This window comes from Nostoc sp. T09, assembly GCF_002154695.1.
GTDB lineage: Bacteria > Cyanobacteriota > Cyanobacteriia > Cyanobacteriales > Nostocaceae > Aulosira.
Genome location: NZ_MTAV01000024.1, coordinates 23,860 through 38,113 on the forward strand (window position 1 = coordinate 23,860; position 14,254 = coordinate 38,113).

12 protein-coding genes are annotated in these 14,254 nt (G+C 41.4%); 8 read left to right on the forward strand and 4 right to left on the reverse strand.

Annotation, left to right across the window (positions count from 1 at the left end; all coding sequences use genetic code 11):
* Positions 1–366, reverse strand: a complete 366-nt coding sequence (locus BV372_RS07275) for a PleD family two-component system response regulator (protein ID WP_086685345.1) — start codon at positions 364–366, stop codon at positions 1–3.
* A gap of 146 nt (positions 367–512) precedes the next feature.
* Positions 513–788, reverse strand: a complete 276-nt coding sequence (locus BV372_RS07280) for a hypothetical protein (protein WP_086685348.1) — start codon at positions 786–788, stop codon at positions 513–515.
* Between the two features lie 137 nt (positions 789–925).
* Here BV372_RS07280 and BV372_RS07285 point away from each other — a divergent pair, with 137 nt between their 5' ends.
* The 6 genes from BV372_RS07285 (at position 926) to BV372_RS07315 (ending at position 8,180) form a co-directional block, all read left to right on the forward strand.
* Positions 926–3,064, forward strand: a complete 2,139-nt coding sequence (locus BV372_RS07285) for a chemotaxis protein CheA (RefSeq protein WP_086685351.1) — start codon at positions 926–928, stop codon at positions 3,062–3,064.
* Entirely contained in the window at positions 3,057–3,521 is a 465-nt protein-coding gene (locus tag BV372_RS07290; RefSeq protein WP_256973110.1) for a chemotaxis protein CheW, read from the forward strand. The genes BV372_RS07285 and BV372_RS07290 overlap by 8 nt, the downstream gene beginning before the upstream one ends.
* A 20-nt stretch (positions 3,522–3,541) precedes the next feature.
* Positions 3,542–4,849 carry a methyl-accepting chemotaxis protein gene (locus BV372_RS07295; protein ID WP_086685355.1) on the forward strand — a complete coding sequence of 436 codons (1,308 nt, stop codon included), beginning with the start codon at positions 3,542–3,544 and terminating at the stop codon, positions 4,847–4,849.
* A 226-nt stretch (positions 4,850–5,075) separates the two neighbouring features.
* The gene (locus tag BV372_RS07300) at positions 5,076–6,149 is read left to right on the forward strand and encodes a chemotaxis response regulator protein-glutamate methylesterase (protein WP_086685357.1); all 1,074 of its coding nucleotides are present in this window, start codon (positions 5,076–5,078) and stop codon (positions 6,147–6,149) included.
* Positions 6,149–6,982, forward strand: a complete 834-nt coding sequence (locus BV372_RS07305) for a protein-glutamate O-methyltransferase CheR (RefSeq protein WP_086685359.1) — start codon at positions 6,149–6,151, stop codon at positions 6,980–6,982. Before BV372_RS07300 ends, BV372_RS07305 begins: the two co-directional genes overlap by 1 nt.
* Before the next feature lie 604 nt (positions 6,983–7,586).
* Positions 7,587–8,180 (forward strand): neutral zinc metallopeptidase, encoded by a 594-nt coding sequence (locus BV372_RS07315; RefSeq protein WP_086685363.1) that lies wholly within the window; start codon positions 7,587–7,589, stop codon positions 8,178–8,180.
* A 36-nt stretch (positions 8,181–8,216) separates the two neighbouring features.
* Here the strand turns inward: BV372_RS07315 and BV372_RS07320 are convergent, their stop codons facing one another.
* Positions 8,217–10,142 carry a transglycosylase domain-containing protein gene (locus BV372_RS07320; RefSeq protein ID WP_086685365.1) on the reverse strand — a complete coding sequence of 642 codons (1,926 nt, stop codon included), beginning with the start codon at positions 10,140–10,142 and terminating at the stop codon, positions 8,217–8,219.
* 747 nt (positions 10,143–10,889) lie between these two features.
* On the opposite strand from BV372_RS07320, the gene BV372_RS07325 reads away from it, so the two are divergent.
* Positions 10,890–11,249 carry a hypothetical protein gene (locus BV372_RS07325; RefSeq protein ID WP_086685368.1) on the forward strand — a complete coding sequence of 120 codons (360 nt, stop codon included), beginning with the start codon at positions 10,890–10,892 and terminating at the stop codon, positions 11,247–11,249.
* A gap of 113 nt (positions 11,250–11,362) precedes the next feature.
* Here the strand turns inward: BV372_RS07325 and BV372_RS07330 are convergent, their stop codons facing one another.
* Entirely contained in the window at positions 11,363–12,553 is a 1,191-nt protein-coding gene (locus tag BV372_RS07330) for an aminotransferase class V-fold PLP-dependent enzyme (protein WP_086685370.1), read from the reverse strand.
* A gap of 148 nt (positions 12,554–12,701) precedes the next feature.
* Between BV372_RS07330 and BV372_RS07335 the strand changes: the two genes are divergently transcribed.
* Positions 12,702–14,210 (forward strand): TM0106 family RecB-like putative nuclease, encoded by a 1,509-nt coding sequence (locus BV372_RS07335; RefSeq protein WP_086685372.1) that lies wholly within the window; start codon positions 12,702–12,704, stop codon positions 14,208–14,210.
* The last annotated feature ends 44 nt before the right edge of the window (positions 14,211–14,254 follow it).

The window sequence follows — 14,254 nt, forward strand, 5'->3', positions numbered from 1 at the left end:
TTATTCCTTTGTATTCAGAACTTGTTGAACTGCGGCTCGCAGTTCATTTTCCTTAGGCGGTTTATTAATAAAATTGACCGCTCCGAGGTTAAAACTTTGATTGCGTGCTCCTTCTTGAATGTCTGCTGAGATAATAATGGTAGGAATTTGCAATTTTTCATCTTGTAGAGCTTGCAGAAATTCAAACCCATTCATATCAGGCATTAAAATATCAGCTAATACACAGTTGGGGTTGTGGTTGTGAACCATTTCTAAACCTTCACGCCCATTACTTGCTTCTAAAATTTCATAGCCATCGACTAGCAGAATCTTACGGATCATTCTGCGAGAAAATGCTGCATCATCGATGATTAAAATCAATGCCATCAGATTTATCCTTTTGTCCTGTTAATGCAATTGGTGTGAGTTTAATCATTTTAAACCGGATATTAACCATTGTTTTAACTAGAAAATAAATATAGATTTATAGGTATTTCAAAATATTTAATATTCTCAATTTCTAGCAAAAGTTTTTATTGAGTATTAGAAATATCTTCTAACTTTTGTTTTGCTTGACGCAACCAATGCATAATTGTGGTGTGGTGAATATTAGTTAATTGTTCAATTTTTCGCAGACTCATGCCATCTAGATGCATTTTGAGGCAAAGTTGCTTGATATCGTTGGAGTAGCGCCAAGGTTGATAATATTCTAGAAACTGGCGACCACATTGTTTGCACTTGTAACATTGTCTTTTTTTCCGCCGTCCATTCTTAAAAAATTGGGTGGATTGGCAACTAGGACATTGCATCTATCTCACTTCGTTTTTTAGTTTAGCATTATATTTTCAGCAATCAGTGTCATAAACATCTCTCATAAGAGAGATTTATGTTAGGTGTAAAATTATAACTAGTATTCAACAAAATAGATTTCCAGTCTATCAATGCAATGGAGTTAGCAGAAATTGACGATGATATAGAAGCATTTCTCATTGAGAGCTATGAGAATCTGGATGAAATTGAACGAGACATTATCAATTTAGAGAAAGCGCCTCCCAGTGGAGAAGTGCTAGTTCGCATTTATCGCTCACTCCACACATTAAAGGGGAACTGCGGCTTTTTACCCTTTCCTAAGTTAGAAGCGCTAGCTCATGCGGCGGAAAGTTTGCTCTCGCGTTTGCGCGATCGCCAATTAGTGGTGACTCCTCAAATCATCAGTACTTTACTGCAAACTATTGACACCATCCGGCAGATTTTGTCTGAGATTAAGGCTACAAGACATGAAGGCGATCGCAATTATGTGGAACTCATTCAGGCTTTAACTAAATTGCAGGAGACAGAGCAACTAGCCGCTACTGTCAAGCAGCCTGTCCCATCCGTTGATAGCGAAACAGAAGACTCAACCCTCACAGCCTCAGAATTGTATATCCGCGTGAATGTAGCGCTCTTAGATCGGGTGATGGACTTGGTGGGTGAACTGGTGTTAGCTCGTAACCAGGCGCTCGCATTTTCAGATAAGTTGCAGGATAGTAGTTTTGCGGCTACTTGCCAACGCTTGAACCAAATTACAGCCGATTTGCAAGAAGGAGTAATGAAAACTCGGCTGCAACCTATTAGTAGTATCTGGCAAAAGTTCCCGCGTGTAATTCGCGATTTGGCGATCGCTTCTGCTAAACAAGTTCAGGTAGAAATGTTCGGGGTTGATACTGAAATTGATAAAAGTATTATTGAAGCGATTAAAGACCCATTAACTCACTTAGTACGCAACTGCATCGATCATGGCATTGAGTTACCAGCCGAACGCAGTGCTAATGGTAAATCAACCATAGGCCGAATATTTCTGAGAGCCTTTCATGAAAGCGGCAAAGTTAATATTGAAATTGGCGATGATGGTCGCGGGATCAATCCCGAAAAACTCAAACAGCGATCGCAGCAACTTGGTTTAGTCAGTGCTACTCAGGCTGCTGCAATGAGCGACTCGGAAGCGATCGACTTAATTTTCTTACCTGGCTTCTCAACCAGTGAACGAGTCACTAGCCTTTCTGGGCGAGGGGTAGGTATGGATATTGTCAAGAGCAATATTGAAAAAATTAACGGTAGCATTGAAATTTACAGTCAGCAGGGACAAGGCACAACATTCAAAATTAAAATGCCGCTGACATTAACAATTATCCCGGCGTTAATGGTTAGTAGTGGCGGCGATCGCTATGCGATTCCCCAAAGCAGTCTCCAAGAGCTAGTTCGTCTCGAAGCACAGGTGGCACTAAATAGTATTGAGATACTTTACGATGTGCCCGTGTATCGCTTGCGAGGGGAGCTTGTGCCCTTGATTTACCTCAATCAAACTTTGCAAATTCAAGGTAAAATTGCCAACTTGGAAACCCTAAGTCTTGTAATTGTCCAAGCTGATAACTATCGATTTGGGCTAGTTGTAGACACTATAGAAGATATCTTAGACATCGTTGTTAAACCACTAGGAAAACAGTTAAAAAGATTATCTCTATTTGCAGGAGCCACCATTCTAGGAGATGGCAAAGTCGCATTAATTCTGGATATTGTCGGTTTGGCAAAACAAGCTGGTGTAAGCGAGAAACACAAGCAATTAGCGAGTGTCACAGCCGCAGATATCCAACAGCCAGCAGGCGATCGCCAAATGATTTTACTATTTACAGGGCCTCAAGGCGCACCTATGGGTGTGCCACTAACAACAGCATTTCGGCTGGAAAAAATTTCTGCGGCTGCGGTGGAAAAAGTGGGTAACCAGTATGTTGTGCGGTTGAACAGTAAAATTTTACCCCTGATCGATCTTCACACCATATTTAGCGATCGCCACCACAGAGAACTCGATCGAGCAACAGAGACACTAGAGATTGCGATCGTCTCTCCCGATTCTGAACTTAGTATTGGGCTAGTAGTCGAGCGCATTCTTGACATTGTAGACGAACCACTGACAATTAAAGGTATCCCTAGCAGACCAGGCGTACTTTTCTGTGCAGTAATTCAAGGCCAAATCACAGAAATTCTTGACGTTGAGGCTGTAATTCGGATAGCCAACCCCTATTTATTGCAAGTGAGCGATCGTGGCTGAACAACTTTGCACTTTTTTTCTCAATGGAATTTTCTTTGGCATTGATGTGCAGCACGTTCAAGAAGTGATTCGTCCCCAAGCATTGACTCGTGTACCTTTGGCTCCGCCCGATATTTGTGGATTAATTAACCTCAGGGGGCAAATTCTAACTGTCATTGATTTGCAACAGCGGTTAGAAATGGGTGAATCGGCGATGCGTTCAACTACTAAGCTTATAGATGAGCCTGCGGGATTTAATATCGTTGTCCGTTCTAACGATCAAGTAGTTAGCCTGCTCGTTGATGATATTGGGGATGTCTTAGCGTTGCCAGAAAACACCGTTCAACCCCCACCCACAACGTTAAAAGGTAAAATGCGTCAGATGCTAGCGGGAGCTTACCCACTAGCAGAAGGGTTTTTGCTAATTCTAGACATTGAAAAAATTCTAGACCTTAACTTTAAAAGTTCTTTTATTTAAAAATTTAGGAGAGTTTGGCAATGGCTACAAATCGGACTGGGAAAGCAGCGAACAACTCTAAATCTCCCTCAAATAATAGTACAGATACGACAGATACGAATTACGGCACAACAGATCCGCAACTGCAACCATTACTAGCAGCATTGAAAGCCGCCAGAAACGGTGATTTTAGCGTTCGTCTCCCAGTTGAAAACAATGGTTTGGGTGAAATTGCCTCAGTTTTTAACGAATTGGTGAGTTTCAAGCAAAACTTTGCCACTGAAGTAACTCGCCTAGCAACCGAAATCGGCAAAGAAGGAAAGCTTGGTTCTCAAGTTGCACTTAAAGGAGCAGAAGGTTCTTGGCAAGAATTGCTGGACAATTTAAATCAAATGTCCAATAACCTAGCACAGCAAATCAAAAGTATTAATGAAGTTACCCTGGCTGTTGCTCAAGGAAATTTAGCAAAACAAATTAAAGCCCGCAATGCTGGAGAGTTTAAGCAACTCAGCGATAATGCCAATCAAATGATTAGCAGCCTCAAGTCTTCCATCAGACAAATGGCAGAAGTTGCCACAGCTGTTGCGTCTTCTTCTGAAGAACTAACCGCAGTTAGTAAAGAAATGACCGTAAATGCCGAACAAACCTCTGAACAAGCAACCTCAGCATCGGCCTCAGCAGAACAGGTAAATCAAAACACCACGACAGTAGTCACTGCGGTGGAAGAAATGAATGCCAGCATTCGAGAAATTGCCAAGACTGTTGCTAATGGGGCACAAGTGGCGGCTGAAGCAGTCAAAACTGCCGATCGCACCAATCAAACAATTGGGAAACTCGGTCAAAGTAGCATAGAAATTGGCAAAGTCATCAAAGTCATTACTGCGATCGCGCAACAAACAAACTTGCTAGCCTTAAATGCTACGATTGAGGCAGCTAGAGCAGGAGATGCTGGTAGAGGATTTGCAGTAGTAGCAAATGAGGTTAAGGAACTCGCCAAACAAACGGCAAATGCTACCGAAGATATTAGCCAGCGAATAGAAGCAATTCAGTCTGATACCAAAGGTGCCGTTGGTGCTATCACTCAGATTACTGACATCATCAACCAGATTAACGACCTTCAAAGCACGATCGCTAGTGCGGTTGAGGAGCAAACAGTAACCACTAATGAAATCGCTCGAAATATAGCTGAGGCAGCTCAAGGAACCTCCGATATTGCTAAAAATATCGGGATTGTAGCAATCAATGCTCAAACTACCACAATTGGTGCCAGTAATACTTCACAAGCAGCCACAGAACTAGCTCGCATGGCTGTAGATATGCAGAAAGTCGTTACTCAGTTTAAATATTAATAGTCATTGGGCATTGGTCATTGGTCATTTGTTATTGGTTAAGAGTCAAGGGTCAAGAGTTAAACTCGAAATTTCAGGCTTAAAGACGCAACTTCCGACCTTAAAGGCTCAACTTCCAGCCTCAAAGGTCAAAATACATCATTAGTTCACAACACCGTTTGTCCCCCTTGTCCCCCTTGTCCCCCCACACCTCCCACACCCCCCACACCCTAGCCTGGTAAAATATATGCCCAAGATCCGGGTGCTCGTTGTTGATGATGCGGTAGTAGTTCGCAGTCGCGTAAGTAAGATTCTATCCAGCGATCCAGAACTAGAGGTGGTGGGAGTTGCTGCTAATGGTCGTATTGCTCTGGCAAAAATTCCTCATGTCAATCCCGATGTGATCATCTTAGATGTCGAGATGCCGGATCTCAACGGTTTAGAAACCTTGGCGGCGATCCGAGAAATTTATCCCACCCTGCCGGTGATTATGTTTAGTACCTCTACGCGCACCGGAGCAACTGCAACACTTGAAGCTCTGTCTTTAGGTGCTTCAGATTATGCAACAAAACCTAGTAACTTAGGGAGCGTAGAGGCAACTAACCAACATATCCGTGAAGAATTAATCCCCAAAATTAAAGTATTTGGTGCTGGCACTACTTTATTATCCTCGCCAACAACAATCAACGATTCAGTTGTTACTCCCGGTCACAGACGCATAGAACAGGTAGATGTTGTTGCAATTGGGGTTTCCACAGGAGGGCCTAATGCCTTAGCGAAACTACTTCCTGCATTGCCAAAAGATTTAGGAGTCCCCATTTTAATTGTGCAACATATGCCACCGATGTTTACCAAACTGTTAGCAGAAAGATTAGCTTCTAAGTGCCAAATCCGTGTAGATGAAGCAGTTCCTGGAGCGATACTAGAGCCGGGGCAAGCTTGGATTGCACCTGGAGATTTCCACATGGTTGTACAATGTCACAAAGATGTAGTTCGACTTGCCACCCATCAAGCACCACCAGAAAACTCCTGTCGTCCTTCCGTAGATGTACTATTACGTTCAGTAGCAAAGGTATTTGGTGGTAGAGTGATCGCGGTTATACTTACAGGCATGGGGCAAGATGGGTTACATGGCTGTAAATGCATCCGAGAAGCAGGCGGACAGGTGCTAGCACAGGACAAAGCTAGTAGTGTGGTCTGGGGAATGCCTAGTTTCGTTGTAAATGCAGGTCTAGCTGATGAAATTCTTCCTCTCGACCAAATGGCAGGTGAAATTATCCGCCGAATCCGTTACAATCAAGTTTCTATTTCAGGTCTGTAATGAAACAGACTATGGGCGTAAGTACCAGTGATTTTCAATTTATTCGTGAATTAGTTTACAATCATTCGGCAGTTGTATTACACGCTGATAAAACTTATCTAGCAGAGCTATATTTACAGCCAATTGCCGAATCCGCAGGATTGGCTTCAATTGCCGATTTGGTTGCCTATATGCGGACTCAGCCGTTTAGCAGTCTTCACAGCCAGGTGATTGAGTCCCTAGTTACCAACGAAACATCGTTTTTTCGTGATACTCAACCCTTTGAAGCACTGAAAAAATTCGTGCTTCCAGAGTTGATTAACAAACTAATTATTAAGCGATCGCTCAATATTTGGTGTGCAGCCTGCTCTAATGGACAGGAACCCTACAGCATCGCCATGCTCATTAGAGAACATTTTCCCATACTTACCAATTGGTCTTTGAGGCTGATTGCCAGTGATTTTTCCAACAAAGTATTAGCAAAGGCCCGCCTAGGACGTTATAACCAACTCGAAATTCAGCGTGGGCTACCAAAAAATTTCCGCGATCGCTATTTTCAGCAGATTGATCATGACTGGCAAATTAACGACGAAATTCTTCAGATGGTAGAAATTCACCAGATTAATCTCCTGCATTCTTGGTCATCCCTTCCCAAAAGTGACGTGATATTTTTACGCAATGTTTTAATCTACTTTGATATCACAACTAAAAAAGCCTTACTAAAAAAAATTAAACAGCAATTAAATCCAGATGGATATTTATTTCTCGGTAATGCTGAAACCACTATTCACCTAGATTCATCATTTGAGCGGGTTCAATTTGATAAAGCTATCTGCTATCGATTAAACAATTAATTTACATCAAATTTCAAGTTAGTGAAGTACAGATCCTAAACCTCAAACCCAAGCATAAAGACTGTTTTACTTCTGAATTCTGAATTCTAACTCCTGAATTCTGCTGTATTTCTATTAATTCAAATCCCAAAGTCAAACCTTTATAAATACAGCTATTTTTAACCACTTAAATATAAGTAATTTGACTGGCAAAATATATTTGAAATCAAAGTAGGGTGGGCAATGCCCACCAAAACCCGGCTATAGTGCAATACAGTTCAGATAAGCCTGTCTTTTCTCCCCCTGTTTCCTTAACTCCACAGAGGAATTTTCTTAACTGAAATGTATTGGGATATGGTGGGCAATGCCCACCCTACACTTAATCTTAGTGCCTTAGTCGTTCAATATTTTTTATATTTACAGCAGTTTTCATGTATTTAGCCCACGCATTCATCTTACTCTTTTTGACTCTGCGCCTCTGCGTGCTCAAAAAAGCCGTGGTTCATTTACTTAAAAATAGCTGTAAGCACTTTTTTGCTGAAAATGCGTCATCAAATTTTAAGGGATTTCACCCTAAATTTATGCGTCAACAACATCAAATTGAAGCAAACATTATCAGGTGACAATGAAAGCACTCAAGGCATTGACTACAGCTCTAATTAGTCTGACATCCGTTCTAGCAAATGTTCCTGTAAAAGCGGAATTGGCACCTCAAGCTGTTGTAGATGGAGTATATACAGGTATCCAACATATTCATGGTTATAAAGCAACACCACAATTAATTTGGAACGTTGCTAGAGGATCTCGTACTAGTTGTGGGCGTATTTACGGTAGTTTATATTGCAAACTAAACCACACTGTATATATCGCCAGACAAGATATTCAAATGGCTTATCATTTTGGAGATGCAGCCTTAGCTTATATAGTTGCACATGAATATGCTCATGCCATGCAAACTGCTTATAGGTTTCAACCAAGGATCACGCCAATATCAGAACTACAAGCAGATTGTTTAGCAGGAGTTTATTTGGGGTTAATTCCTAATATTGGTTTAGATGAGCGCGATACATTAGAAATTGCTAGCCTAGCTTATCATATTGGAGATTATGACTGGGGCAGCAGACACCATCACGGAACTCCAGAGCAACGTGTGAAAGCTGTTGTGTTGGGGATGAGAGGCGCAGCCAATGGCAGAGGTTTCGCTGCTTGTCGCATTTAACTCAGCATGACTTCCAATACCTAATCCTAAATATTTTTAATTTGACTTAGGTCGAGAAAACTCAGAAGGCGGTTTAAATTTCATTACTGGTACATCCTTAAGCGCCTTCTGCATAAAATCCTTCCAGACGGGCGTAACCATACCTCCACCTGTTGCACCACTGGCTAATTGTTTGTTATCATCTCTTCCTACCCAGATGGCTGTCGTTAACTGCGGTACAGAACCGATAAACCAAATATCCTTTTCTGAAGAAGTTGTACCTGTTTTACCTGCAACTGGCCGATCAATAGCAGCACCTTTACCAGTTCCTTCAGTAACTACCGATTGCATCACATCTAATAGTGCGGCTGATGCCCAAGGGTCAAGAACTAGCTGAGGTTTAGGTGTATTGTCTAACAATACATTGCCACTACTATCAGTAATCCGGACAATAGCCGTTGGCGGTGATTGCCAGCCATAATTAGCGAAGGTGGCATAAGCACTAGCCATTTCCAGTGGTGTCGCACCAATTGCACCCAATGGTAAAGAACTTACGGCAACCATTTGACTCCTAATTCCCAAGGTATGGCAGGTGTCAATCACTTTATTTATTCCGACAGCTTTGCCAATCTTAACCGCAGGCACATTACGAGACAGTGCTAAGGCAGTACGAATCGGCATTGCTCCCATAAAGCCACCATCGTAGTTCCGCGGATAGTACCAACCATCACCATCTCGATAGCTAACTGGAGCATCGACCACCGTTGTACTTGGTGTAAACTTACCACTAGCAAAGGCAGTGTAGTAAACAAATGGCTTAAAAGCAGATCCAGGTTGACGCTGCGCTTGAGTTGCTCGGTTAAATTCACCAGATTTTGAATCTATACCACCCACTAGTGCTTTAATAAAGTGCGTGCGGGGATCAATAGCTACTAAAGCCATTTGATTTTTATTTAACCCTCGACCTTCAAGGGTTGTATGCCAGTTCTTAATAGTCTCTTCTGCCATCAGTTGGAAGTTTGCGTCTACTGTAGTTTGTACCCGCATTCCTTCTTTAAGCAGTGCATCACGACCAAACTTTTTAATTATTTCCTGCGCTACGGTATTGGTTACATAAGGAAGGGCGCTACCTTGAAATGACCTGATTGTACCAAGTTTTATTTTTTGCTGGATGGCATCATTATATTCTTGCTGGCTGATCCATTTCATTTGCAGCATCCGTCCCAGCACTTCCTTTTGTTTTTGCTTAGCCAAATTCATATTTACAAAAGGGCTAAATTGTTCTGGCGCTTGGATTAAACCTGCCATCATTGCAGATTCGCCCAGAGTTAAATTTGCTGCTGATTTGTCAAAGTAAGTTCGTGCTGCTGTTTGCACACCATAGTTATTGTGACCCCAATAAACTTGATTGAGGTACATTTCTAAAATTCGGTCTTTACTAATAATTTGCTCTAACCGAATTGCCAGTACACCTTCTGCTAGTTTTCGGGTAAAAGCACGTTTTTTAGATAGAAATATATTTTTCACCAACTGCATGGTGATTGTAGAACCACCCTCCCGGATACTACCTGCTGCCCAATTGACTAACGCAGCACGTCCAATACCGCCGGGATTAATACCGTGGTGGTTATAAAAGTGGCTATCTTCACTAGCTAATACTGCTCGTTTTAAATTTGGGGAAATTTGATCGAGCGGTACAATCTTTCTGTTCGCTTCCCCATGTATACCTGCTAAAAGCTTACCTTTAATATCATAAATATAAGTTGTTTCTTCTGGTAAGAAGTTCCGTAATTGTCTGACATCTGGCAAATTACGAAAACTAACCGCTAAACCAGCCAGTCCACCAGCAAGAACAGAACTTGTCAGCATAGTGATTGATAAGAGAGTCACACCAGCTACTTGACCTACTTCTTTCCAAAACTCGAAACTAGGTGCAGTCCGAGTTTCTGGCTGCTGCTCCACAAAAGTATTTGACGAAGACACGGCAATTGTACTCCCGCACTTGTAAATAAAATTAAAATTTATTCAATGAAAATTTAGCTAAATAACTTTTTGCAACTATTATTCTGATAGTTGCAAAAGTAAATAAATTGCCAGCTAATATTAAATAATCTATCTTTGTGTAGAGTGTAGCGGAGAAATAATCATGAATCTTCTACTCAATGATAGAAATCTCAGTTCTATTTGCCTAGTTTTTGTTAAGAATAATTAATTAGTTAATAAACTTAAACTGTGAGTAGAATTTCACTTATTTTAGCAAAAATTGCTGATTAAATCCCCAATTTCATCAAGGATACGGCTGGCGAATAGGGGGTCATACCATTTTACTAACGATCTGATACCTGCGTTGACGCGACTGATAGCTAAAAAGCATATCAAGCTCTTCTATAAAAGGTATGCGATCGCTCTTAATTCAGATTGCTATACTCCTACTTCTGGCAGAGTAATTCTCCTCTATGCCATCTTAACAAATCAGTGACAATAAAATCAAAAAATTTTATAATTGATCAGCCAATAACATTAAGATTTATCAATACACTGTTGTATTTTTAGATTATTTGCAACATTACTTAAAAGATAAACTTAACTTTAAGTTAAATTAGAAATTATTGACCCTTTAAGTAGCTTTAATTACAATTAAATATAAAGTCTAGCCTAGAATAAGGTTCACGAGAATAAATCTCTTGACCTATAACAACAAGTAATAAACAAAGAATTGGGATAAAACTTATGAACGCTAGAATTGTTGCTTTGTTAGCAATTATGACAGCTTTTGCAAGCTTAGGAAACCCGGTTCAAGCACAGTCATCAGAAGCATCAAGCCAAAATACAGAAAAATATTTAATAACTGGTGATTCTTTAACCGGAATTGATAATCGAAATGCTCAACAAGACTTTAACAGCTTTTTTGAGCAACAAAATCCTGCAATCGTTCCTAATGCAAATAAGGTCAACACTAATATTTCAAAAGATTTGCAGCTTCAAGAATCTCTGTCAGAACCCAACAGTTCTGTTTTCTTTGTACCTGTTCAGTCTTTTAATGGAAATGACGGAACACAAGTACAGTTTGATTTGGGTAATAGTAAATAGTAAATTTGTCATTTGTCATTAGTCATTTGTCAATAGTTAAAAGGCAAGGGACAATAGGCAAAAGTCAAGGCTTATTACTTATTTCTCCCTTGTCCCCCTTGCTTTGATTGCCCCTAAGACAAGCAAAATCTTTGAACAGCCTCAACCAATTGGTCGATTTCCGATTCTAAAGTGAAGTAATGGACGCAGGCGCGGACAGAATCGGGATCGCGAATTTGCCGAATAAATAATCTTTCTGACTCTAAGAATCGGACTAACTCCAAAGTAGTTTGGGGTTGTTGGTTAGCTAATTGAAACGAGACTAAACCGCTTTCGGGGGGAGAAGTCCGCAAACATTTGACCTCGGGTAAAGCAGCTAACTGTCGCCACAGATATTCACTGTTGCGGCAAATTTGCTGATAGCGTTCCTCTGCGGTTCCCCATTGCTGATGGAGAGCGATCGCCTCTTTTAAGCCAATGTACAATGGATAATCTGATGTCCCTACTTCGTAGCGTTGCCCATCTTGATTCCAATCTACAGGCTTGCCGCGATCGTCTAATACAACGCTACGCCAACCAACAAACGTAGGTTTCAAGCTGGCTTGTGCTTCTGGTCGGACATACAAACCACCCACACCAGCCGGACCGCATAGCCATTTGTGACCGGTAAAAGCATAGAAATCTACCCCTAATTCAGTTAAATTCAAAGGCATTGCCCCAACAGACTGGGCCGCATCTACAACAAGTAGAGACTTATTATTCCGGCATACTTCAGCAATTTTATCTAAAGGTAAAAGTTGACCCGTATTCCAAAGGATGTGGCTTAAAGCTACTAGACGCGTATTGCGACGTAAATGTTGGGTGATAATTGCCACAGGGTCACCTGCATTTAAAGTATCCATCAGGGGACAAATGGAAACTTCTACACCAAATCTGCGCCCGATTTCTTGGGCGATGGCGATGATTCCTTGATGTTCGCAATCAGAAAGCAGTATGTGGTCGCCAGCTTGCCACTCAATACCCCACATGGCAATATTGCAACCAACAGTGACATTTTCTGTGAGGGTAATCGTGGTTGATGGTACATTCAACTCAGATGCGATCGCTTCTTTTGTCGCTTGAACACTTAATCCAATCCAGCGACCAACCTCATTACCAAAGGGGCCTAAGTGTTGGATGTGAGCTTGAGTTTCAGTGATGGCATCCATTACCCCTTGAGCCATCGGTCCTTGACCCCCATAATTAAAATATGCCTTATTCGCTAATGCTGGAAACTGCTCTCGATGGCTATGCAAATTCTTTTGTGCGGCAGAAAGACTAGTCATACTAATTTTGGATTAAACTGGCAAAAATAGTGCTTTATACTTTGGAATTCAAGATTCTGAATGATTGTGCATCATTGCACGCAACCCCAAGGCATTATAGTTATTTGGCTTACTCCCAGAAAGTGCTAATTCTTGCTAGCTTAAAGGAATGTTAATTAATGCCGATCTGTTACTGCAATATCAACGCTGTAAGCGCCGACCTTTTTTAGATAGTCACGGCGATAAAAACCAGCGAGATACTCCCAATGAGTTGCTGTTAAAACTACAACAGGACAAAATTGCTTATCAAAAGAGTATTTTGGCTAATTTGTCTTACCATCAGCCTGATTATCCCAGAAGAGACTGGGAAGCGGGACAAGCAGCAACTTTAGAATTAATGCAGCGTGGGGTTGAGTACATTCGTCATGGAATATTGTTAGTTAGTTACGACGATTGGGCAAACATAGAAAGTGAAAATTTCGCAGCTTCCCCACATTATCAAAAATATACCCTGCTCAGCCGTCCAGATTTACTTGTGAAGCAGCCAGGACAATCTCGTTTTGGGGATTGGATATACGTGCCGGCAAATCTGGAAATGGGTAAGCGTCCCAAGCAGGAATATCAAGTTGGAGTCGCATATCATGCCCAAGTCTTAGCAATTGTGCAAGAAGCTGCGCCGCCAACAGGTTTGCTGAAATTGCGTACTAGAGAAACTACTTATACAGTAGATTTACTCAAATGGACGCCACAGATGCAGCTGATTTTGGCGGAGTTGATTCAAGCTTTAGAGTCACCTAATGGAGCAGAAGTATTCATTTCCCGGCAAAAATGCAATCTTTGCCACTGGCATAGTCAATGTTATGCGATCGCTCAATCAGAAAAACATCTTTCTCTCATACCAGGCGTCACACCAGTTCGCTACACTCAACTCCAAGCACTCTCACTCACTACGGTGGAATCTCTTGCCAGTACCAGCCCCACCATACTAGAAAATCTCCCTGGTTTTGACAGTGAGGTAGCACATAAATTAGTAGTGCAAGCTCAATCTGTACTACAAAGTCGTCCGTTTATCTTACCCTACCCCCCACCAATAGAAACTATTACCTTCACGGCTCCCATTGAGATTTATTTTGATATTGAGGCCCAGCCAGACTTGAATTTAGATTATTTGTTGGGAGTTTTGGTGGTCAATAGACAAACCAATACAGAACAGTTTTATTCCCTGCTAGCAGAAAGACCAGAAGACGAAGAATTAGTTTGGCGACAATTTCTAGATTTAGTCTGGCAATATCCCGAAGCCCCAATTTATCATTTTTGTGCCTACGAGTTTGATACAGTCAAACGTCTGGCAAAGCTGTACCAAACTCCGTATTCTTCAGTGCGCCCTGTACTAAATCGATTTGTCGATGTGTATGAACAATTGACCCAAAGCGTAGCGTTACCCATAGAAAGCTATGCCCTGAAAGCGATTGCTCGCTGGTTGGGGTTTGAATGGCGCGACAAAGAAGCTAGTGGAGCTAAGTGTATTTACTGGTATGACTTGTGGTTAGAAACAGGCGATCGCACTTTATTGGAGATAATTCAACGCTACAACGAAGATGACTGCCGCGCCACCCGCAATGTCAAAGACTGGCTTGTACAATTTTTCCAAGAAGAATATTATTTACGTCCTGCTTAACAGAAGTCAAGAGTCCAAAGTCAAAGGAATCAGCTTTTACCCTT

Bases quoted from the DNA above. Each gene is read 5' to 3' on its own strand.
- BV372_RS07275 (WP_086685345.1), bottom strand. From the start codon at position 366: ATGGCATTGATTTTAATCATCGATGATGCAGCATTTTCTCGCAGAATG.
- BV372_RS07280 (WP_086685348.1), bottom strand. From the start codon at position 788: ATGCAATGTCCTAGTTGCCAATCCACCCAATTTTTTAAGAATGGACGG.
- BV372_RS07285 (WP_086685351.1), top strand. From the start codon at position 926: ATGGAGTTAGCAGAAATTGACGATGATATAGAAGCATTTCTCATTGAG.
- BV372_RS07295 (WP_086685355.1), top strand. From the start codon at position 3,542: ATGGCTACAAATCGGACTGGGAAAGCAGCGAACAACTCTAAATCTCCC.
- BV372_RS07300 (WP_086685357.1), top strand. From the start codon at position 5,076: ATGCCCAAGATCCGGGTGCTCGTTGTTGATGATGCGGTAGTAGTTCGC.
- BV372_RS07305 (WP_086685359.1), top strand. From the start codon at position 6,149: ATGAAACAGACTATGGGCGTAAGTACCAGTGATTTTCAATTTATTCGT.
- BV372_RS07315 (WP_086685363.1), top strand. From the start codon at position 7,587: ATGAAAGCACTCAAGGCATTGACTACAGCTCTAATTAGTCTGACATCC.
- BV372_RS07325 (WP_086685368.1), top strand. From the start codon at position 10,890: ATGAACGCTAGAATTGTTGCTTTGTTAGCAATTATGACAGCTTTTGCA.
- BV372_RS07330 (WP_086685370.1), bottom strand. From the start codon at position 12,553: ATGACTAGTCTTTCTGCCGCACAAAAGAATTTGCATAGCCATCGAGAG.
- BV372_RS07335 (WP_086685372.1), top strand. From the start codon at position 12,702: ATGTTAATTAATGCCGATCTGTTACTGCAATATCAACGCTGTAAGCGC.